This is a genomic window from Bacillus sp. PAMC28571, from assembly GCF_014250435.1.
Classification (GTDB): domain Bacteria; phylum Bacillota; class Bacilli; order Bacillales; family Bacillaceae; genus Bacillus; species Bacillus safensis.
Window position 1 is genome coordinate 3,080,486 of the sequence record NZ_CP060191.1, and the last position, 20,788, is coordinate 3,101,273.

At 41.6% G+C, this 20,788-nt stretch carries 22 protein-coding genes; 3 read left to right on the forward strand and 19 right to left on the reverse strand.

Going from position 1 to position 20,788, the window contains the following annotated elements; genetic code table 11:
• Positions 1-127: 127 nt before the first annotated feature.
• Together H7F25_RS15620 and H7F25_RS15625 are read left to right on the forward strand one after the other, a co-directional pair.
• A complete protein-coding gene (locus H7F25_RS15620) occupies positions 128-1,393 on the forward strand; it encodes an L-lactate MFS transporter (RefSeq protein WP_185853904.1) in 1,266 nt (421 codons plus the stop codon).
• An 82-nt stretch (positions 1,394-1,475) separates the two neighbouring features.
• The gene (locus tag H7F25_RS15625; protein WP_122631638.1) at positions 1,476-3,824 is read left to right on the forward strand and encodes an FdhF/YdeP family oxidoreductase; all 2,349 of its coding nucleotides are present in this window, start codon (positions 1,476-1,478) and stop codon (positions 3,822-3,824) included.
• A 51-nt stretch (positions 3,825-3,875) separates the two neighbouring features.
• Here the strand turns inward: H7F25_RS15625 and H7F25_RS15630 are convergent, their stop codons facing one another.
• The 6 genes from H7F25_RS15630 to H7F25_RS15655 all read right to left on the reverse strand — a co-directional run bounded on the left by H7F25_RS15630 (position 3,876) and on the right by H7F25_RS15655 (position 9,377).
• The gene (locus H7F25_RS15630) at positions 3,876-4,553 is read right to left on the reverse strand and encodes a VWA domain-containing protein (RefSeq protein ID WP_024423719.1); all 678 of its coding nucleotides are present in this window, start codon (positions 4,551-4,553) and stop codon (positions 3,876-3,878) included.
• Positions 4,554-4,636: 83 nt separating this feature from the next.
• On the reverse strand, positions 4,637-5,335 hold the full coding sequence (locus H7F25_RS15635; protein ID WP_034622539.1) for a VWA domain-containing protein: 699 nt from the start codon (positions 5,333-5,335) through the stop codon (positions 4,637-4,639).
• 322 nt (positions 5,336-5,657) lie between these two features.
• Positions 5,658-6,683, reverse strand: coding sequence for a stage II sporulation protein D (spoIID, locus tag H7F25_RS15640; RefSeq protein ID WP_044330886.1), 1,026 nt, complete (start codon positions 6,681-6,683; stop codon positions 5,658-5,660).
• Positions 6,684-6,942: 259 nt separating this feature from the next.
• Entirely contained in the window at positions 6,943-8,250 is a 1,308-nt protein-coding gene (murA, locus tag H7F25_RS15645; protein WP_024423722.1) for a UDP-N-acetylglucosamine 1-carboxyvinyltransferase, read from the reverse strand.
• Positions 8,251-8,282: 32 nt separating this feature from the next.
• Positions 8,283-9,017, reverse strand: coding sequence for a YwmB family TATA-box binding protein (locus H7F25_RS15650; RefSeq protein WP_073978872.1), 735 nt, complete (start codon positions 9,015-9,017; stop codon positions 8,283-8,285).
• Between the two features lie 129 nt (positions 9,018-9,146).
• Positions 9,147-9,377: a DUF1146 family protein gene (locus H7F25_RS15655; RefSeq protein WP_024423724.1), complete on the reverse strand. Its 231-nt coding sequence runs from the start codon at positions 9,375-9,377 to the stop codon at positions 9,147-9,149.
• Positions 9,378-9,514: 137 nt separating this feature from the next.
• On the opposite strand from H7F25_RS15655, the gene H7F25_RS15660 reads away from it, so the two are divergent.
• On the forward strand, positions 9,515-10,024 hold the full coding sequence (locus tag H7F25_RS15660) for a hypothetical protein (RefSeq protein ID WP_232624124.1): 510 nt from the start codon (positions 9,515-9,517) through the stop codon (positions 10,022-10,024).
• Positions 10,025-10,065: 41 nt separating this feature from the next.
• On the opposite strand, the gene H7F25_RS15665 is transcribed toward H7F25_RS15660, so the two are convergent.
• The 13 genes from H7F25_RS15665 to rpiB form a co-directional block, all read right to left on the reverse strand.
• Positions 10,066-10,461 (reverse strand): F0F1 ATP synthase subunit epsilon, encoded by a 396-nt coding sequence (locus tag H7F25_RS15665; RefSeq protein WP_003214592.1) that lies wholly within the window; start codon positions 10,459-10,461, stop codon positions 10,066-10,068.
• A gap of 24 nt (positions 10,462-10,485) precedes the next feature.
• Complete coding sequence (atpD, locus tag H7F25_RS15670; protein ID WP_008354929.1) at positions 10,486-11,907, reverse strand: F0F1 ATP synthase subunit beta; 1,422 nt, start codon at positions 11,905-11,907, stop codon at positions 10,486-10,488.
• 24 nt (positions 11,908-11,931) lie between these two features.
• Entirely contained in the window at positions 11,932-12,798 is an 867-nt protein-coding gene (locus H7F25_RS15675; protein ID WP_034622534.1) for a F0F1 ATP synthase subunit gamma, read from the reverse strand.
• 88 nt (positions 12,799-12,886) lie between these two features.
• A complete protein-coding gene (gene atpA / locus H7F25_RS15680; protein WP_024423728.1) occupies positions 12,887-14,395 on the reverse strand; it encodes a F0F1 ATP synthase subunit alpha in 1,509 nt (502 codons plus the stop codon).
• 16 nt (positions 14,396-14,411) lie between these two features.
• Positions 14,412-14,957 carry a F0F1 ATP synthase subunit delta gene (locus H7F25_RS15685; protein WP_024426340.1) on the reverse strand — a complete coding sequence of 182 codons (546 nt, stop codon included), beginning with the start codon at positions 14,955-14,957 and terminating at the stop codon, positions 14,412-14,414.
• Positions 14,954-15,475, reverse strand: coding sequence for a F0F1 ATP synthase subunit B (atpF, locus tag H7F25_RS15690; RefSeq protein WP_008354935.1), 522 nt, complete (start codon positions 15,473-15,475; stop codon positions 14,954-14,956). The genes H7F25_RS15685 and atpF overlap by 4 nt, the downstream gene beginning before the upstream one ends.
• Before the next feature lie 120 nt (positions 15,476-15,595).
• The gene (gene atpE / locus H7F25_RS15695; RefSeq protein WP_003214968.1) at positions 15,596-15,808 is read right to left on the reverse strand and encodes a F0F1 ATP synthase subunit C; all 213 of its coding nucleotides are present in this window, start codon (positions 15,806-15,808) and stop codon (positions 15,596-15,598) included.
• A 48-nt stretch (positions 15,809-15,856) separates the two neighbouring features.
• A complete protein-coding gene (atpB, locus tag H7F25_RS15700; protein ID WP_395960802.1) occupies positions 15,857-16,528 on the reverse strand; it encodes a F0F1 ATP synthase subunit A in 672 nt (223 codons plus the stop codon).
• A gap of 70 nt (positions 16,529-16,598) precedes the next feature.
• Positions 16,599-16,982: an ATP synthase subunit I gene (locus H7F25_RS15705; RefSeq protein WP_024423731.1), complete on the reverse strand. Its 384-nt coding sequence runs from the start codon at positions 16,980-16,982 to the stop codon at positions 16,599-16,601.
• A gap of 497 nt (positions 16,983-17,479) precedes the next feature.
• The gene (upp, locus tag H7F25_RS15710; RefSeq protein WP_003214553.1) at positions 17,480-18,109 is read right to left on the reverse strand and encodes a uracil phosphoribosyltransferase; all 630 of its coding nucleotides are present in this window, start codon (positions 18,107-18,109) and stop codon (positions 17,480-17,482) included.
• Positions 18,110-18,256: 147 nt separating this feature from the next.
• Complete coding sequence (glyA, locus tag H7F25_RS15715) at positions 18,257-19,504, reverse strand: serine hydroxymethyltransferase (protein ID WP_185853905.1); 1,248 nt, start codon at positions 19,502-19,504, stop codon at positions 18,257-18,259.
• Positions 19,505-19,681: 177 nt separating this feature from the next.
• Positions 19,682-20,221, reverse strand: a complete 540-nt coding sequence (locus H7F25_RS15720; protein WP_024423733.1) for a TIGR01440 family protein — start codon at positions 20,219-20,221, stop codon at positions 19,682-19,684.
• A gap of 12 nt (positions 20,222-20,233) precedes the next feature.
• Complete coding sequence (rpiB, locus tag H7F25_RS15725) at positions 20,234-20,683, reverse strand: ribose 5-phosphate isomerase B (RefSeq protein ID WP_003214714.1); 450 nt, start codon at positions 20,681-20,683, stop codon at positions 20,234-20,236.
• Positions 20,684-20,788: the final 105 nt, after the last annotated feature.

A 20,788-nucleotide genomic window follows, 5' to 3' on the forward strand; every position in this document is an offset into this window, starting at 1 on the left:
CCTTCCTTTCAATGCAAATTTAGTTATATGATCCAATCAAATTGTGATATTATTTTAAAAAGTCATAAAAATGTAACATATTTCTATCTTATCAAACTTCTTGATTGCTTTATATGGGGGGAACAAAATGAACAAATCGAAAAATCGCTGGCTCATCGCAGCAAGTACTGTAGGAATTCATTTATCTATTGGGTCTGTTTATGCTTGGAGTGTTTTTACGAATCCTTTACATGAAGCCTTTCAGTGGTCATTAACAGAAATAAGTCTCACATTCAGTATTGCTATTTTATTTTTAGGTTTATCTGCTGCTTTTATGGGACATTTCGTTGAAAGGTATGGTCCAAGGGCATCGGGGCTCTTCTCAGCTATTTTCTTCGGCATCGGAATGACTGGTTCAGGATTCGCTGTCCACATGTCCTCACTGCCTCTCCTCTATTTATTTTATGGTGTACTCGCTGGAATTGGTTTAGGGGTAGGCTACATTGCACCTGTATCAACTCTAGTCAAATGGTTTCCGGATCGAAGAGGTCTTGCAACCGGCTTAGCCATTATGGGGTTTGGGTTTGCTTCTCTTATTTGCAGCCCAATTATTCAATATCTCATTGAAAAAGTGAATATCGCAAATACTTTTTATATTCTTGGAATCTCCTATTTTATTATCATGGTGATCTCATCTCTTTATTTATCACCACCAACGCCTGATGACGTCAAACAATTTGACGTATTCAAAACAAAGAAAAGAAAAATCCCTCAAGATTTATCACAGCTTACAGCAAATGAAGCGATCAAAACAAGACGTTTTTATTATTTGTGGCTTATGCTTTTTATTAATATCACATGCGGAATCGCTATTATTTCAGTAGCGTCACCTCTTGCCCAAGAAAGTGTTGGGTTCACTGCAGGTGCTGCAGCTACTCTTGTGGGCATTTTAGGTGCTTTTAATGGTTTAGGACGCATTGGCTGGGCATCGTTTTCAGATTATATAGGAAGACCGAATACGTATACGATTTTTTTCAGTATCCAGCTCATTGCTTTTCCTTTACTCCCCTATTTAAAAGAACCGCTCATCTTTTCAATCGTTATGGCGATCATTTATACGTGCTATGGAGGAGGATTTGCTTCAATTCCAGCCTATATTGGGGATTTGTTTGGTACAAAGCAGCTTGGTGCCATTCACGGTTATATTTTGACTGCTTGGGCCGCTGCGGGATTAGCAGGACCACTATTTTCATCCTTCATCCGAGATATAACAGGTAATTACACACAAAGCCTTATGGTGTTCTCTGGCTTATTTTTCATTGCTTTTATCATATCACTTCTCATTCGAAAGGATATTCAGCAGCTAAGAGAAAGAAACCTATCTGCTGCTTCCTCTGTCTCAGCCCGATCTTAATTTGAATTTGACAGAATCACAATCTAAAGGTAATTTTTAGATATGAAAACGCTTTACAAAGTAATAGGAGGGTGATGATCTCATGGGGAAAACAAAACATAAGGGGCCTGTTAAACTCAATAAAAAACCCTCACCAAAGCTATGGGCCTCTTTTGTACCAATGGGGCTTGGCAAAGTGAAACCGAAACACATTCGAGATACGATGAAAGTGGCATGGGAGAACAAAGATAACCTTCCCTACGCGTACCGTATTTTAACGCAGGGTGTTTGTGACGGCTGTGCCCTTGGCGTCTCAGGACTGTATGATCAAACGCTCGCAGGACCTCATATATGCACCACAAGACTAAATGTGCTTCGTCTTAACACAATGCCAGCTATTGATCCAAAATGGTTTGAAGATATTCAGCAGCTAAAGCAAATGGACAGCACCTCTCTTCGCAAGCTTGGGCGGATTCCTTATCCATTGATCCGAAAAAAAGGTGACAATGCCTTTACACGTATTTCTTGGGATGATGCACTAGATCAAATCGCAGCTAAAATCCAATCAATTGATAAACGGCAGCTTGCTTTCTATTTAACCGCCAGAGGAATTACAAATGAAGTTTATTATACGGCTGCAAAGGCTGCTCGATTTATAGGGACGAATCATATTGATAATGCTTCTCGCATTTGCCATTCACCAAGTAAAACTGCTCTTAAACGGTCCCTTGGCATCGGTGCTTCCAGCTGTAATTACAGTGATTGGATTGGAACGGATGTATTAATTTTTTGGGGATCTGTTGCAGCAAACAATCAGCCTGTTTCCACTAAATATATGTACGCTGCTAAAAAGAAGGGAACAAAAATTATCGTCATCAATCCGTATAAAGAGCCTGCTATGGAAAAGTATTGGGTTCCTTCTATTCCAGAGAGTGCTTTATTCGGTACAAAAATTGCAGATGATTTTTACCAAGTCAATATAGGCGGAGATATTGCGTTTATGAACGGCGTCATCAAGCATTGGTTTGACATGGAGCAGCATGCTCCCCATTCGGCTCTTGATCACGAATTTATTCAAAAACATACAACAGGCATACAGGATTTAAAGCAGCATGTCACACAATTGAAGTGGGAGGACCTAGAAGCATCATCAGGTTTATCAAAAGAAAGAATGAAGGAATTTGCGTCACTGCTTGCCAATGCTAATTCAGGCGTTTTCATTTGGAGTATGGGCCTTACTCAGCACCGCTTTGCAACTGATAATATATCACAGGTTGCCAACCTTGCCATGCTGCGCGGATTTATCGGCAGAAAACATTGTGGTGTCATGCCAATTCGGGGGCATAGCGGCGTCCAAGGTTCTGGTGAAATGGGTGCTGATCCATTCGTTTTGCCGGGTAGTGATTTTGATGAAGAGAATATTGAAAGAATCGAACGTATATGGGGGTTTGACATTCCTAAATGGCATGGTGACACCATTGGGCAATCCTTTGAGAAGATGGCTCTCCCAAAAGACCATCCACAAAAACTCAAAATGCTGTTTACGAGTGGCGGAAACTTTTTAGAAACGATGCCAAATCCGGAAGCGATCGAAAAAGCATTATCTGAACTTGAACTCCGTGTTCACCAAGATATCATTTTGAATACCTCTACGCTGGTAGACGCTGAAGAGGCGGTGATTGTGCTGCCTGCTATGACAAGGTATGAACAACCAGGCGGCGGCACATCAACCAGTACGGAACGCATGGTATATTTCAGTCCAGAAATTGAAGGACCTCGTATTGAGGAAGCCAGAGCGGAATGGGAGATTTATGTTGATCTTGCGAAAAGAGTCCGGCCAGAAGATGCCGAGCTGATACATTTTGAAACAGCTGAAGACATTCGTCGTGAGATTGCGGTCGCCAACCGAAATTATGATGGCATCCAGCATTTACGTCACAAGGGAGACGTTTTTCAATGGGGAGGCGCATGGCTTTGTGAAGATGGCGTGTGTCCAACACCAGACGGCAAGGGACATCTTCTTCCTGCCCAGCTGCCTCAATATCGAAAAACTGAAGGACATTTCAATATCACGACAAGAAGAGGAAAGCAATTCAACTCCATGATCTACAGTGAAAAGGATGCCTTTAATGGTGGAAAACGTCATTCTATCCTAATGAATGAAGAAGATGCAAAAGAGCTTTACATCCAAGAAGGTGATCCAGTTGTTCTCTTTAATCAATATGGATCCTATCAAGGAGTGGCTCAATTCGGAGAATTGAGACGCGGCAATATCGCAGTTTATTGGCCGGAAGGGAACGTTTTAATTCCTAAAGGTGTGTATGAGAGCTACTCACAGATTCCCGAGTATAATACGGCTGCCATATTAGAAAAAGCCGAAACCTTCCATGCAAGAAAGGATCAGCATTATGTAGAGAAACGAATTGATGAATTAGAAACGACTTTGAATTAATCGTCAACTTAAAAACAGCTGGGGTTGTTTTCCCCAGCTGCCATTCACTCTCTACCGACCAAAAGCGCTCGCTTCCTGTTGAAGAATATGGTTCAATTCTTCGGCATTTGCAGCCGGTTGATATTGTCCTCCACCCGCTTTTGCAACAGATTTAAGACTTTTTGCTTCCTTTTCATTCACATCGAAGCCAATGATATTGACGATTGTATCTATTCCGTCTTCATGTAATTCCTTTGCTGCTTGTGAAGGGCTTCCACCACAAGTTTCTTCACCATCACTGACAACATAGACAATATTTTTCCCTTCAGCTTGGTGATCTTCAAAATCTTGTTTCGTATCCGTTAATGCTTTTGCAAGTGGTGTCCAGCCAGTTGGCTTATACACATTCAGTGCTTGTTGAAATGTTGATGGCTCATATGATCCAAATCCGTAAACGGCTTCAGAGCTTGAACAAGAAACGGCTTTCCCTGCATTTTTATTGGTTCCTTCATGACCAAACACACGAAGCAGAACTTGTGTATCTTCTGATAAAATGCTCGCAAAGCTTTGAATAGACCGTTTGGCGATTTCAATTTTCTTTTCACCTTCAACTGACTGTGCCATGCTGCCGCTTAAATCGAGTAATATCACCACATGAGCAGGCGGCTCCTGTTTTGTTACAGCATGAGCTGGTGAAGAAAGAAGCAGGACAAGACTAGCCAAAATGGTTAATACGATATTTCTTTTCATCAATAAAGACCTCCCTTTTTTACTTTTGTACAGAAAAAGAGAAACGAAAGCATGAATCAATCGTTTCCCTTTTGTTCAGCAAGTTATTCGTGTAGTTTTAATGATTCTGCTGAAAAGATAGATCCCATTTCTTTACCTGTGCTTGCTTGGTAGTAATGGCCTTTACCAGCTTTGGCTACTTGCTTCAATTGACCTTCATAGCCATCGTTAAAGTCTAACCCGATCACATTTACAACAGTTGATCCTTTTGAGTTATGCAATTCTTTTGCTACTTTTACTGGATCTCCGCCACAAGTTTCTTCACCATCAGTGATTAAGTACACAATATGCTTTGTTCCTTCAGTAAGCTGCTCATCCGCTTGCTTTGCATTTTCAAGTGCACGTGCAATCGGTGTCCAGCCAGTCGGCCCAAGTCCGTTTAAAGAGTTCTCAAAGCTGTCTTTTTCATAAGGCTGTACGCCGTAAACGCCTCTAATGACTTCACATGATTGAGCTTTACCTGAATTTTTGTTGTTTCCTTCAGAACCAAACAAGCTCATACGAATTTTAGCGTCTTTTGGAAGTGACTGAGCAAATTTAAATACCTCTTGTTTAGCGAGATCAAATTTGCGCTCTCCCTCTACTTTTCTTGCCATACTTCCGCTTGCATCAAGTAAGATTGTGACTCTTACATCTTTATTATGTTTTTTGACTGTAGATGCTTCTGCAAATACTGGTGAAGAGATTGACATAGATAATGTCAATACAGCTAAGGTTACGAGTGAGAATACTTTTTTCAACATAATTTTCCTTCCTCCTTATGTATTTAATTGAAACACCTTAATCGTAAATTATTCTGTCTTGGAATGGTATAGGACTCGGTCCCTTTTTCTCTTTCATCAAAATCACTAAAATTCTGTCAGATGTCTAGATATTTTCACCTAACACACCCATTATCCTCTCGTTTTCTCTGTCTTTCGAGGGACTTTGTATCGGCCATCAGTTCTTATCGGGACGTAAATGTTTAAGTTTTCCTACGGTGCGTCTTAAGTCGCAATTTGTCACATTCTGTTCAAACCTCTTTGAACACACAAAAAAATGCCTCATTTCTGAGACACCTTTGATTTATTTTTTAGCCATATACGTGTTGAGAAAACGATCGGCTGATTCGATTTGAATTCCTTTATAATAATGTTTCACGATGGCATCTACTTTTTTGCCTGCCTGCGCCATATAATGCGCACCATATTGACTCATGCCTACACCATGACCATATCCTTTTGTTGTAATGACAATCTGCTGGCCCTTGCGTTCCCATGTGAAGTCCGCTGAATGAAGGCCTAGTGATTCCCGAATGTCTCGGCCTGACAGTGTTTTACCGTTGATCACGGCTTTCGCTACTTGGTTTCCTGGTGTCCGTTCTACAATCTGTCCGACCTGAGCCTGCTGAGTGAGCGTCACACCTAATTTTTGCTGAAATTCACTGACCGAGATGGTTTTCTTATTTTGAAATTTTGGCGATTTTTCGTCCCATTTACTTGAGACACTTTTCAAATAAGGGATTTCGTTTTTCCAATAGGCTTCGGCATTTTCCGTTTTTCCGTTACTTGTTGAAAAGAATGAAGCATCAATTGGTTTCTCGTCATAAGTCAGCACTTTTCCTTGTGTGCTGGCGACAGCTTCCGTGACCTTTTTTAATTTCCAATTGTACGCTTTCCCCCAAATTTTCTTGAGTTCCTGTTTGTTTTTGTAAACTTGGAACATTTGGGTATCATCTACAAGAGAGCCCTTAGGTGATTTGACAGTCTTATCACTGATCATTTGTCTGACGATATACGTTCTTGCTGCGAGCGCCTGTGCCTTGAGTGCTTCCATTTCAAATTCAGCTGGCATTTCAGATGCTACGACACCGATCACATACTCTTCTAAGGGGATGTTTTCTACCTGCTGATGAGCTGAGCGATAGACGGGGATAGCGACGGGTGATTGCTTCAATTTGACTGAACCCTTCACTTCTTTTTTAACTGATGGTTCTGCTGCTACGTGCTGGCTTGCCGCCGGTTTCCCTTGGAACGTCGGCAACACAAGTAATGTTGGAATCATTAAAATAATGATGCATATTCCTGCGATTGTCCATATCATTGGTTTCATATTTGGCTGCCCCCATTTGTCATTGAATCTCTTTTATCCTATGGGCAGGGACAAGCTAATATGACAGCTTCTTTCATTTAGTGGACAAGTCTTTTATGAAAGGTATGGGCCTGTTCTTAGAATGGATTTTACTGTTCGTCTGTATGAATAAAATTTAAGATGGTTGGATACACTAATGATAAGCTTCGTGAAATGAAGCATTCTATGATTCTAAAAAAAAATCAGCATGCCCCAATGGACACACTGATTTCTTTCATGATTACGCGTTCAGATCTGATACAACTTGTTCTTGTGTCACATCTGCCGATTCATCGTTTACTCTTTCAATATCTGCACCGATTGCTGCAAGCTTTTGGTGGAAGTTCACATAACCACGGTCAATATGCTTCAACTCAGTGACACGTGTATGACCTTCTGCCACTAATCCAGCAAGTACAAGTGCTGCTCCTGCTCTTAAATCAGTCGCTGCCACTTCAGCACCTTGAAGTTGAACCGGCCCATTGATAATGACAGAGCGACCCTCAATTTTAATATCGCCATTCATGCGGCGGAATTCTTCAGCATGCATAAAGCGGTTTTCAAACACCGTTTCTGTGATCATGCTTGTTCCGTTCGCACGAAGCAATAGCGCCATCATCTGAGATTGCATATCCGTTGGGAACCCAGGATGCGGCATTGTTTTTAGATCGATTGGCTTGAGCTCAGATGGTCCAATGACTCTTAAACCTTCTTCTTCTTCAATGATCTGAATACCCATTTCTTCCATTTTTGCAACAAGTGATGTCATGTGCTCTGGCACTGCGCCTTTTACAAGAACATTTCCTTCTGTAATGGCTGCTGCCACCATGAAAGTACCTGCTTCAATTCTGTCAGGGATGATGTTGTGTTTTGCACCGTGAAGTGTTTCCACACCTTCGATTTTGATTGTACCAGTACCAGCACCGCGAACCTTACCGCCCATGGCATTGATGTAGTTTGCTAAATCAACAATTTCAGGTTCTTTTGCTACGTTTTCTAAAATCGTCGTTCCTTCAGCTAATGCTGCTGCCATGATGATGTTTTCAGTTGCCCCTACACTTGGGAAATCCAAATAGATTTTTGCACCTTTTAAACGGCCTTTTACTTCAGCCTCGATGAAACCATTACCTACTTGAATTTTAGCACCCATTGCTTCAAAGCCTTTTAAATGCTGATCAATTGGTCTTGAACCAATCGCACAGCCTCCAGGTAATGCAACTCTTGCATGACCTGTTCTTGCTAAAAGTGGTCCCATGACAAGCACGGATGCTCGCATTTTACGGACATACTCAAACGGAGCCTCAGTTTCTAGTGCATGAGATGCATCAACTGATACTTCGTTATTTTCAAAATGTACTTCTGCTCCTAAATGACGTAACACTTCATTGATTGTATATACATCGGAGAGCGTAGGTACATCACAAATTACGCTTTTTTCTGTACTTGCTAACAAAGATGCAGCGATAACTGGTAAAACGGCATTTTTTGCGCCTTCTACTTTAACTGTGCCGTTTAACTTTTGACCGCCGCGGACGATGATTTTTTCCAAGGTCTTCCCCTCCGCGTCCCAAATTCTCTATATTAATATTCAGTCGTTACGATTGGTGTGCCAACCGTAATCGTATGATTTTCGTTCATTTCCGAACTTCTGATGGCAATTTGAACATTCATTTTATCATTTGAAGTCATAATGAACTGTTCCCACTTATCTGTGTAAGCGGAAAGCGACACAAAATTAGACTCAACGAGATACTCAACTGGTTTTGCTTGAAATTCATTTGCTAACGTTTCAGCTTTTTTTTGCAAAACAACATCCATCATACCATTTACATGACCATCGAGACAAGTAAAAATTACAATTTTCTCTTGTAATATGCTTTTTGCATGACGTACGAACTGATCATATGTATGCTCCCAGGTATTCAGTGGGCGAGCACCTTTTTGCTCATATAATAAATACGACTTTTGATTTGATTTTGTGTCGGTCTTCACGAGTAAAATTTTCGATTCTGTATCATTTTTTTCATCTTTGTAAATTCCTGTGACTTTGGTGACATGTTGTTCTTTTTTTTCGGTCCACTCATACTGTCGTAGTTCGTCTTTCAAACGTTTCACTTTTTTTGAAAATTGTTCGGATGAAATATCTACATTTGTTTTGGCATGAAGGGTCCACCCATCGACTTCGATTTGCTGGTTTTTTAGACCTTCTGCTATTTGAGCGAGCGGGGAAGATTCTTCCGCACGAACACCTTGAATCATCAGAACAAAAAAAAGAATAAACGCAAATAATGGCCAACCTTTCAAATACTTTCTCACTTGTCATTCCCCCTTGCTACAAGTGTTGCCGCAAGGAGGGCAATGCATACGTGGAAAAGTCAACAAAAGGCAAGCCTTTTGACCCTTCCTTTTACGTTCCCGCAGAAGGCCGTGACCAAACCTTTTATGTTAGAACATATAAGGAATTTGTCTCGAGAAATTTAAGTAATCAAGGAAGAAATTGCTGACCGCAGATGCGATAGCAATGGTAATGAGCATCATCAGCAGCCTTGCTTGAACGATTTTCCCTTTTTTAATGAGTGGATCAATATTTACAGCAAGCAGTGCCCACCATGTAACCGCGATAAAAAATAGGTGGATCACAATGCCCACGATTGCTTGTTGTCCTACGTCTTCCATACAGTTGAATCCTCCTTTTATTTATTTCTGTAAAGGAAAACTCCCTTTCATTATATCCTCGAAAATCGGAAAGATGAATCATTTGGAAAAAAGAGCTACATTTAGTGTAAATCCCCTCTTATCCTGATGCCAAGGAGATGATATACTGCGTGTGGAAGGAGCTGAACACATTGAAAGATTCTTTTCCTGACTTTGTTGATTTGTACGGAGAATTGGTTCCCTCATTTGATCATGAATGGGAGGCCATTGCTTTCTACTTTGATTATAGACAGACACAGCTAGAAGAATTAGCACAATTGTGTCATTTTCATAACATTTCTTTGGATTACTCTGAGGAAAGCCTGTATCAGTTAGAATCACTATACTTTGATGCATTGACCAAGCAGCTGTTCGCTGAGTGGAAAATGCCAATAGATGCATTAGAAGCGATGATGAGTGTGTATTTAGGAGAGGTTGTCATCCGTCATCATTCAGATGCTGACTGGGTGGTGCGGCCTTATATGGACTCTCCGCACAAATATACGCTTGGTTTACGCAGAAACAATAAAACATGGCATTGCAGTACGCAATTTTGCGAGAACTTATATCTAGAAAAGCAAGCATCTCATCCTTATGTGTCGATGTATCAATCTCTCATGTCATCCTAAAAAAAACCTTCTTATCATTGTGATAAGAAGGTTTTTCTGTTTTATTTCCCTGCTACATTTAAACGGTTTAACGCCCGTTTTAATGCGAGTTCCGCCCGGCGTACATCACTTTCATTCGGGTGGTTCAAATGCTCTTCAGCACGCTGTTTCGCTGATTTAGCACGATCGACATCAACTTTGTCTGATGTTTCAGCGGCCTGAGCCAGAATTGTTACTTGTTCAGGGCGGACTTCAACAAATCCGCCACTTACTGCAACCAATTCAGTTGATCCACTATGTTTTAAGCGAACTGCACCGATTTTTAGCGGAGCAACCATTGGAACGTGGCCAGCTAAAATACCAAGCTCACCGCTTTCTGCTCTTACACTGACCATTTCCACATCCGCTTGATACACTGGGCCGTCGGGAGTAACGATATTGACTTGAACGGTCTTCATGCTTTTACCCTCCTAAGGACCAGATTAGGCCTCTACACCCATCTCTTTGGCTTTTTCAACCACTTCTTCAATGCGTCCAACTAAGCGGAATGCATCTTCTGGAAGGTGATCGTATTTACCAGATAAGATTTCCTTGAAGCCTTTAACAGTTTCTTTCAATGGCACATAAGAACCCTTTTGGCCAGTGAACTGCTCTGCTACGTGGAAGTTTTGAGATAGGAAGAATTGAACACGACGCGCTCTGTGTACCACAAGCTTATCGTCCTCAGATAATTCATCCATACCTAAAATGGCAATAATATCTTGCAGCTCTTTATAACGCTGTAATGTTTGCTGCACTTCACGCGCAATCGCATAATGCTCTTCGCCAACGATCTCAGGTGCAAGTGCACGAGATGTTGAAGCAAGAGGATCAACCGCTGGGTAAATACCCATTTCAGTCAGCTTACGCTCAAGGTTTGTCGTTGCATCAAGGTGAGCGAACGTCGTTGCAGGAGCTGGATCTGTATAGTCATCCGCAGGTACATAGATCGCTTGAATCGATGTAACCGATCCTACGTTTGTAGACGTGATACGTTCTTGCAGCTGACCCATTTCTGTTGCAAGTGTCGGCTGATAACCTACCGCTGAAGGCATACGTCCAAGAAGGGCTGATACTTCAGAACCTGCTTGTGTAAAGCGATAGATATTATCGATGAAGAACAATACGTCTTGACCTTGTTCATCACGGAAATGCTCTGCCATTGTCAAACCAGTTAGGGCAACACGCATACGTGCACCTGGCGGCTCGTTCATTTGACCGAAGACCATGGCTGTTTTTTCGATAACGCCAGAATCTTTCATTTCGTAGTAAAGGTCGTTTCCTTCACGTGTACGCTCTCCAACACCAGCGAATACAGAAATACCGCCGTGTTCTTGTGCGATGTTGTTGATCAATTCTTGAATCAGAACGGTTTTACCTACACCAGCTCCACCGAATAGACCGATCTTTCCACCTTTGATGTAAGGAGCAAGCAGGTCAACAACTTTGATACCTGTTTCAAGAATTTCAACTTCTGTAGAAAGTTGATCAAAAGAAGGCGCTTGTCTGTGGATTGGATCTCTTTGAGCTTCCACACCAAGTGGCTCATCTAAGTCAATGTTATCTCCCAGTACGTTGAATACACGTCCAAGTGTTACGTTACCAACTGGTACTGAAATTGGTTTTCCAAGGTCTACAGCTTCCATACCGCGCTTCACACCGTCTGTTGATGCCATCGCGATGGTTCTCACTGTATCATCACCTAAATGTAGTGCTACTTCTAAAGTTAAGTCGATATCAACTTCACTTTCGCTTTCCGCTTTATGCGAAACTTTGATCGCATTATAAATCTCAGGCAAGTGACCGTCTTCAAAACGAACGTCTACGACTGGTCCCATGATCTGACTGATGCGTCCTGTTTTCATTGCATTCCCTCCTGACAATTATTTCTATTCTAAGGCAGCTGCTCCGCCGACAATTTCTGTAATCTCTTGTGTAATCGCTGCTTGACGAGCACGGTTGTAAGAGAGTGTCAGGCTGTCGATCAATTCTTTTGCGTTGTCTGTTGCACTCTTCATTGCTGTCATTCTTGCAGCATGTTCACTTGCTTTGCTGTCAAGAAGCGCACCGAAAATCAAACTCTCTGCATATTGAGGAAGGAGAACTTCAAGAATTTCTTCTTCAGAAGGCTCAAACTCATAAGATGCGGAACGTTTATTTGGTGTCGCTGCGGCCGAAAGGTCCGTTAGCGGCAATAATTTCTTTTCTGTTACTTCTTGTGAAATCGCACTGACAAAGTGGTTGTAGAACATGTAAAGTTCATCAAACGCTTCATCAGAGAACATTTGAACTGTACTGCTTGCTAATTCTTTAATATCAGCAAACGCTACTTCGTCTCCAAGCCCTGTTACTTCAGAAATAACTGGAATGCCACGCTTTTTGAAGAAGTCGCGTCCGATTTTACCAATGACAATCACCGCATATTCATCAGCGGATTGATGACGAGCTTGAATGGTTTGGTAAGCGGCACGCAAAATCGAGCTGTTAAAAGGTCCTGCAAGCCCTCGATCAGATGTAATAACGAGATACCCTGTTTTTTTGACAGGTCTTGAAAGAAGCATTGGGTGCTTAGCACTTGTTCCAGTTGCGATTGCAGCAACCACTTCCTGGATTTTCTCCATGTAAGGAACAAAAGACTTCGCATTGTTTTCAGCACGATTCAGTTTCGCAGCTGATACCATTTGCATCGCTTTTGTGATCTGACTCGATTTTTTCGTTGACGTGATCCTTGACTTTATATCGCGTAATGAGGCCAAAGATTTCACCACCTTTTTTCAGGAATCCGTGTTCATTTACGTGAAAAGAGAGAAAAAGAGAATCTTTTTCTCTCAGAAAGATTACTAATTAGTTGCTTGGTGCAAACGTACGTTTAAAGCCTTCGATTGCTGTCTTCCACTCTTCATCAGCAGGCATATTTCCTGTTTGAGAGATTGTGTCAAACAAGCCTTTATGGTTTTCTTCAATGTACAAGAATAACTCAGCTTCAAAACGTTTAACATCAGCAATGGCTACATCGTCTAAGTATCCTCTTGTTAGTGCGTAAAGAATCGCTACTTGTTTTTCAACTTTAAGCGGTTTGTTCAAGTCTTGTTTTAAGACTTCAACTGTTCTTGCACCACGGTTTAATTTCGCTTGAGTGGCTTGGTCTAGATCAGATCCAAACTGAGCGAATGCTTCAAGCTCACGATAAGAAGCAAGATCCAGACGAAGTGTACCTGCTACCTTTTTCATCGCTTTGATTTGTGCAGAACCACCTACACGGGATACAGACAATCCTGCGTTTACCGCTGGACGTACGCCTGAGAAGAAGAGGTCAGATTGTAAGAAAATCTGTCCATCTGTGATGGAAATAACGTTTGTTGGGATATATGCAGAGATATCGCCAGCCTGCGTTTCTACGAAAGGCAATGCTGTGATAGAACCGCCACCCTTTTCGTCACTAAGCTTCGCTGCACGTTCTAATAAACGAGAGTGAAGATAGAAAACATCACCAGGGAATGCCTCACGACCTGGAGGACGACGAAGCAATAATGAAAGCTCACGGTAAGCTGCCGCTTGTTTAGAAAGGTCATCATAGACAACAAGTACGTGCTTGCCGTTATACATGAATTCCTCACCCATCGTTACACCTGCATAAGGAGCAAGGTAAAGAAGTGGAGCCGGCTGTGATGCAGAAGCTGTGACAACGATTGTGTAGTCAAGCGCACCATGCTTACGAAGTGTTTCAACAACACCACGAACCGTAGATTCTTTTTGTCCGATAGCTACATAAATACAGATCATGTCTTGATCTTTTTGGTTTAGAATTGTATCGATTGCAACAGATGTTTTACCTGTTTGACGGTCACCAATGATCAATTCACGCTGTCCGCGGCCGATTGGAATCAAGGCATCAATTGCTTTAATTCCTGTTTGAAGCGGCTCATGTACAGATTTACGATCCATAACGCCAGGTGCTTCACTTTCGATTGGACGTGTTTTGCTTGTTAAGATTGGACCTAGTCCATCAACAGGCTGACCAAGCGGGTTCACAATACGTCCGATTAACTCTTCACCTACTGGAACCTCCATGATACGACCTGTACGTTTTACGTCGTCACCTTCGCGGATATCTTTGTAAGGTCCTAAAATAACGATACCTACGTTAGACTCCTCAAGGTTTTGAGCCATACCCATTACACCGTTAGAGAACTCAACCAGCTCTCCTGCCATAATGTTGTCAAGGCCATGTACACGCGCGATACCGTCCCCTACTTGAATGACTGTACCGACATCTTTTACTTCAATTTCTGATTGATAGTTTTGGATTTGCTGCTTTATCAGCGCGCTAATCTCTTCAGCTTTGATACTCACTAAGGTTTCACCCCTTCTAACGATTTTCGCCTGCAAGCTGACGTTCAATGCGGGAAAGCTTTCCGCTGACACTGCCGTCATAAATGCGGTTTCCGATACGGATTTTCACTCCGCCTATTAGATCCTTGTCAATCACATTTTCAACACGCAGTGATGTGACTCCGGCTTTTTTGGCAAATACTTCAGATAAAGATTGAATTTCAGCACCGCTCAGCGGTTTCACTGAATACACGACCGCATCGTCTATTTGTTTCGTACGGTTTGCAAGTTTCACAAACTCAGACGTCATTTCAGAGAAAATATTCGTGCGTCCGCGGTCAATCAGTAAATACATTGTGTGCAATACATAAGTAGAAACACCTTTGAAAGCTTCAGCAATCAACTGTTTCTTTTTGTCTGCTGTAATCTTTGGATGAACAAGGAAGTCATTGAGTTCTTGATCAGCCTTTAGAACTTTTTTGATCTCATTCAGCTCTTTTTCAGTTTCGTCTACTGCCGAAGAAGCAAGAACGATGTCAAAAAGAGCAGAAGCGTAACGCTTAGAGACAATAGTTACGCTCATCGGCTTTCGCCTGCCTCTTTAAGGTACTCTTGAATCAATTTCTCTTGTGCCTGCTCATCAAGTTCTTTTTCAATCACTTTAGATGCAATCAGCACAGATAGTGATGCAACCTGCTCACGCAGTGCAGCCACAGCTTGTTCTTTTTCTTTCACGATTTCAGTTCTAGCAGACTCTTTCAAGCGCTCTGATTCTTGACGTGCTGCTTGAATGATCTCTTCTTTTTGTTTCTCACCAATCTTTTTCGCATTTTCGATGAGTGTATGTGATTCTTCGCGTGCTTCTTTCAATAAGACACGTTGTTCTTCAAGAAGCTTTTCAGCTTGAACGTGCTTTTGTTCAGCACTTGAAATTTCATTTCCTATATAATCTTCACGCTGCTTCATAATACCTAATAAAGGTTTAAGCGCAAATTTCTTTAAAAGTGCAAGCAAGATGAGCATAGCGATAAGCTGGAATAACATATCACCGGCGTTGAAACTTAAGCCCCCTGCTCCTAAAACCACTGGTAACTGAGACATTTAGTACGGCAACTCCCTTCTTTAAATAATATGTTAAGAAACAAAACATAAAGGAATGGCGAAGTTTCGAACTAATCTGATCTTCGCCATTAAAATTCATATTAGAACGCTTCTCACATATTAACCAAAGAATGCCAAGAATGCGATAACGACAGCGATAATTGGAAGTGCCTCAACTAAAGCGACCCCGATGAACATAAGTGTTCTTAGTTCTCTACCAGCTTCTGGCTGACGAGCGATTCCTTCAACTGTTTTAGATACGATTAGACCGTTACCAATACCTGCTCCTAGTGCTCCTAAACCGATTGCAATTGCTGCTGCTATTAAATTCATTAAAAAGCTCCTCCTTTAAAATAACGTCCTTTTTGGACTCTCAATTTTTTAGTGTTCGTCGCTGACTTTATGGGAAATGTACACCATTGTCAGCATGGTGAAGATAAATGCCTGGATTGTTCCGACAAACAAACTGAATGCCTGCCATACAATCATCGGCACGATGGCACCTAATGTACCAACGATACCAAGCGCAATATTTTGCGTGTAGAAATTGGTCGCAAGTCCTGCAAGTAACCCAAGAAGAATCTCTCCAGCGAAAATATTTCCGTAAAGACGCAAACCAAGTGTTAGCGTGTTTGCAAATTCTTCAATAAGTTTCAATGGTACTAAAAGTGGAATTGGTCTAAAGTAGTCTTTTGTATATTCCTTGACTCCTTTTGCCTTGACACCGTAGAAGTGTGTAAGTCCCATGACCATAATTGCTAGTGTCATTGTGATTGCAGGATCAGCAGTTGGTGATTTCCACCACAAGTTGTGATCGACCGTAATCGAGAACGGCAGTCCAAGCATGTTTGAAACAAATATGTACATGAGTAATGTAACGCCAAGCGCTAGAAATGGGGCTCCTGTTTTCATGTCCATCGAACTACCTATGATATTTCGAACAAAATCAACGATCCATTCCATGAAGTTCTGCGCCTTAGTCGGACGAATAGACAGAACACGAGTAGTCAGCACCGCTATGAGAAGAACGATGATACTAGCAATCGTAATCATGAGAACATTGGATAAGTTGAACGTTAACCCTAAAAATTCTGTAGTTTTTGAACTGTGACCCAAAGAGTATTCACCTCTCTTCCATAGTAGAACGTTTAAGTTGAATGAAGGAATCTATCATAATGACAGGATATATTGTCATTAATCCTATAACAACACCTGCCAGATGAACTTCATTAGGGTAACGCCAAGCAATCGCTACTGCGAGAATCGCGTTGGCCCACCTGGCTGTACTTCCCATTGAACGAATGGATTTTCCTTTTTTAACCGCTCGATCAAAAGCGTGCATTCTCCGTATAAGTAGGAATAAATTAAAGAAAGCAAAAATTGTGCCGATAATGAAACCAAGAAACAGTGGTTTAAAACCAGGCATGGCATAGCCAAACACAAAAATTGCCAATAGATAGAACATGTATTTACTCTGTCTGCGGAAAATCGCGTTTGGATCGTTCATTCATCTGACTCCCGATGAAAAGTATTGTAAAAAAGGTGATAAATGGTGATGAAAACTGCGTAGAAGACGCTGATGATAAGCCGTCCTATTCGAAAAAAATCAATCACCCATCGGTCTAATTGCACAATCAGACTTGAAATCTTTAGATCTATGGGATGCTGCTTCATTCGTTGATACAAACCCTGATTATTAAAGGGTTCACAATGAGGATTAGTAGAGTGCTATAGGCTATGAAAACCTTACCATAATACCCTCGTTTAGCATACAATAGCGTCTATGATGTGTCAATCGGTTGAAAGTTAAAAAACTTTTCTATAGTGATAGAGCACACAAAATGTTCACAATTTCATCAAACTTTAGGAGAGATGTGACATTCATTGAAAAAAACAGCCAATGTTCAGTATACATTGATTTTTCTAAGAACGGTATCAACCGTTTGTCATATATTTCAAAAAGCCCACATGCACGTTTGCATGTGGGCTTTTATTAAGACTTTCTTATTTCGTTCCGTACATACGGTCACCAGCATCACCAAGACCTGGGATGATGTAACCTTTTTCGTTTAGTTTCTCATCTAATGCTGCAATGTAGATATCAACATCTGGATGATGCTTTTGCATTTCTTCTACACCTTCAGGGGCAGCAATCAGACACATAAAGCGAATGTTTTTCGCACCGCGTTTTTTCAAGCTGTTTAACGCTTCGACTGCTGAACCGCCAGTTGCAAGCATTGGGTCTACTACGATAAATTCACGTTCTTCCACATCTGATGGAAGCTTCACATAATATTCAACAGGCTTTAATGTTTTCGGATCGCGGTATAAACCGACATGTCCCACTTTAGCAGCTGGAATGAGTTTCAAAATCCCGTCTACCATTCCAAGACCTGCTCTTAAAATTGGCACAACCCCGAGTTTCTTCCCTGAGATCACGTTTGATTTCGCTACTTGTACAGGTGTTTCTACATCTACCTCTTCAAGCGGTAAGTCTCTTGTGATTTCAAATGCCATTAATGTTGCGACTTCATCCACTAGCTCTCTAAATTCTTTAGTTCCTGTATGAACGTCACGAATATATGTAAGTTTGTGCTGAATAAGCGGGTGATCAAATACATAAACCTTTGCCATTGCTTGCTACAACTCCTTTTCTGTCATCTTCCGGTGAACTTTGCACACTTCCTACAATTCTACATAAAAAGACATCATCTTTCAATATGATTCGCAAATCCTACAAAAAAAACCCACATGCCAAAAATAGGCAAATGGGTCTGTTTTTTAATAATCTAATTCGTTATATAGAGGGAAACGGGCCGTAAGATCAGACACACGCTTTTTCGCCTCTTCTAATTTCGCTTCATCTTCATGATGTTTTAGCGCAAGTGCAATAATGGAACCGACTTCTTTCATCGCTTCTTGATCAAACCCGCGGCTTGTTACTGCTGCTGTACCTACACGTACACCGCTTGTGACAAATGGTTTCTCTGGATCATAAGGAATTGCATTTTTGTTCACTGTAATACCGATTTCATCAAGAACGTTTTCTGCAATTTTCCCTGTGATGCCAAGAGAACGCAAGTCGATGAGAACAAGATGGTTATCTGTTCCGCCAGATACAAGCTGAATATCTTCAGATAAAAGTGTTTCAGCTAGTTGTTTTGCATTTTTAATGACGTTTTGTGCATATGTTTTGAAATCTCCGTTCAATACTTCACCGAAAGAAACAGCTTTTGCAGAGATGACATGCATTAGTGGTCCACCTTGAATACCAGGGAAGATCGATTTGTCGATCTTTTTACCAAACTCTTCACGGCATAGGATCATTCCGCCGCGAGGTCCGCGTAATGTTTTGTGAGTTGTTGTTGTCACAAAATCTGCGTAAGGAACTGGATTTGGATGAAGACCTGCTGCAACAAGACCAGCAATGTGAGCCATGTCGACCATAAAGTAAGCACCGACTTCATCAGCAATCTCACGGAACTTTTTGAAATCAATTTGGCGTGGGTATGCACTTGCACCCGCAACGATGAGTTTCGGCTTATGTTCACGTGCTTTTTCAAGTACATCTTGATAGTCGATATGCTGAGTTTCTTTATCTACACCATATTCTACAAAGTTGTACTGTACACCACTAAAGTTTACAGGGCTTCCATGTGTTAAATGCCCGCCATGTGATAAGTTCATGCCAAGTACTGTATCGCCATGCTCAAGAATTGTAAAGTATACGGCCATGTTCGCTTGAGCACCTGAGTGAGGCTGTACGTTCACATACTCAGCGCCAAAAATTTCTTTTGCGCGGTCACGTGCGATATCTTCCACAACGTCTACATGTTCACAGCCGCCATAGTAGCGTTTACCAGGATAGCCCTCAGCGTATTTGTTTGTTAATACAGAGCCCTGTGCTTCCATGACTGCTTCGCTTACGAAGTTTTCTGATGCAATTAATTCGATTTTGTCCTGCTGGCGTTTCCGCTCTAGTTGAATTGCTTTGAATACTTGTGCGTCTTGCTCAGGTAAATGTTTCATCAGCGAAATCCTCTCCAATCTATTTCCATTCGATGTTTTCACCATCTCATTGTACACGGTTTTTGAGTAAAATGTAAAAGTTTTTTTTGGAAAATCGACTTCTTTTTTATGAAAACCCGAATATTCAAGTGGTAAAGCGTCTTCATCATTCAACATTATATTAGAAATATTTCGAAGCTATGATCTTGTATAAACGGCTCGTTCTCCGCCAATCAGCTTCGGACGCGTTTTCGCAAAAGTCACATGTGCATGTCCTAATCGATGACGACTGAGGCGGACAGGTACTGCGACTCTCTTTAAGTGCATCCCAATTAACGTATCGCCGATATCAATTCCAGCATGTGCCTCAATGCATTCGACCAATACAGGATGTTCCATTTGCTGATACGCATGAGCCGCCATCGAACCACCCGCTTTACGGACAGGTACTGCAGCTACGATCTCCAGGTTAAAACGGAAAGCCACTTCTTCTTCAACAACAAGGGCACGATTTAGATGTTCACAGCATTGAAAGGCGAGCTCGATGCCGGTCTCTCGTCTTAACTGATCCAATTCTTGATAGATAGAGGCAGCAATTTGCTCACTTCCTGCAGTACCAATATGCTCACCAGCCACTTCTGACGTACTGCAGCCAATGACTAAGATTTGCCCGGCACGCAATTCAACTGTTTGATGAAACTCTTTTAACATTTCAAGCCAATCTTGACCAATGTTCATGTTAAGCGCTCCTTATAGGTGCTTTTCTTCGTAATCAGCAATTTTGCCAATCCGCACAGCATGGCGTCCTGCTGTAAACTCTGTCGTCAGCCAAATGTGCGCAATCTCACGTGCTAACCCTGGTCCAATCACTCGCTCTCCCATTGCAAGAACGTTCGTATCATTATGTTCTCTCGTTGCTTTCGCACTAAATGTATCATGAGCCAATGCACAACGGATTCCTTTTACTTTATTTGCTGAGATGCTCATGCCGATGCCTGTCCCACAAATTAAAATGCCGCGGTCGACTTCTCCGTTTGCCACCATATTGGCTACAGGGAAAGCATAATCTGGGTAGTCTACAGAACCTGATCCGCATTCACAACCCATATCAATGTATTCAATCTTCAATTCATCCATCAATTGTTTGATTTCTTCACGAATATTCGTTCCGCCGTGATCGGATGCAATGGCTACTTTCATCGGGCAATTCCTCCTAAGGGTGAGTTGATCTGTTATGTCTTACATTCATTCTTTATTTACAGTTATATTTTAACCTCTGCCTAGTGATTTGCAAACAATAGCAGA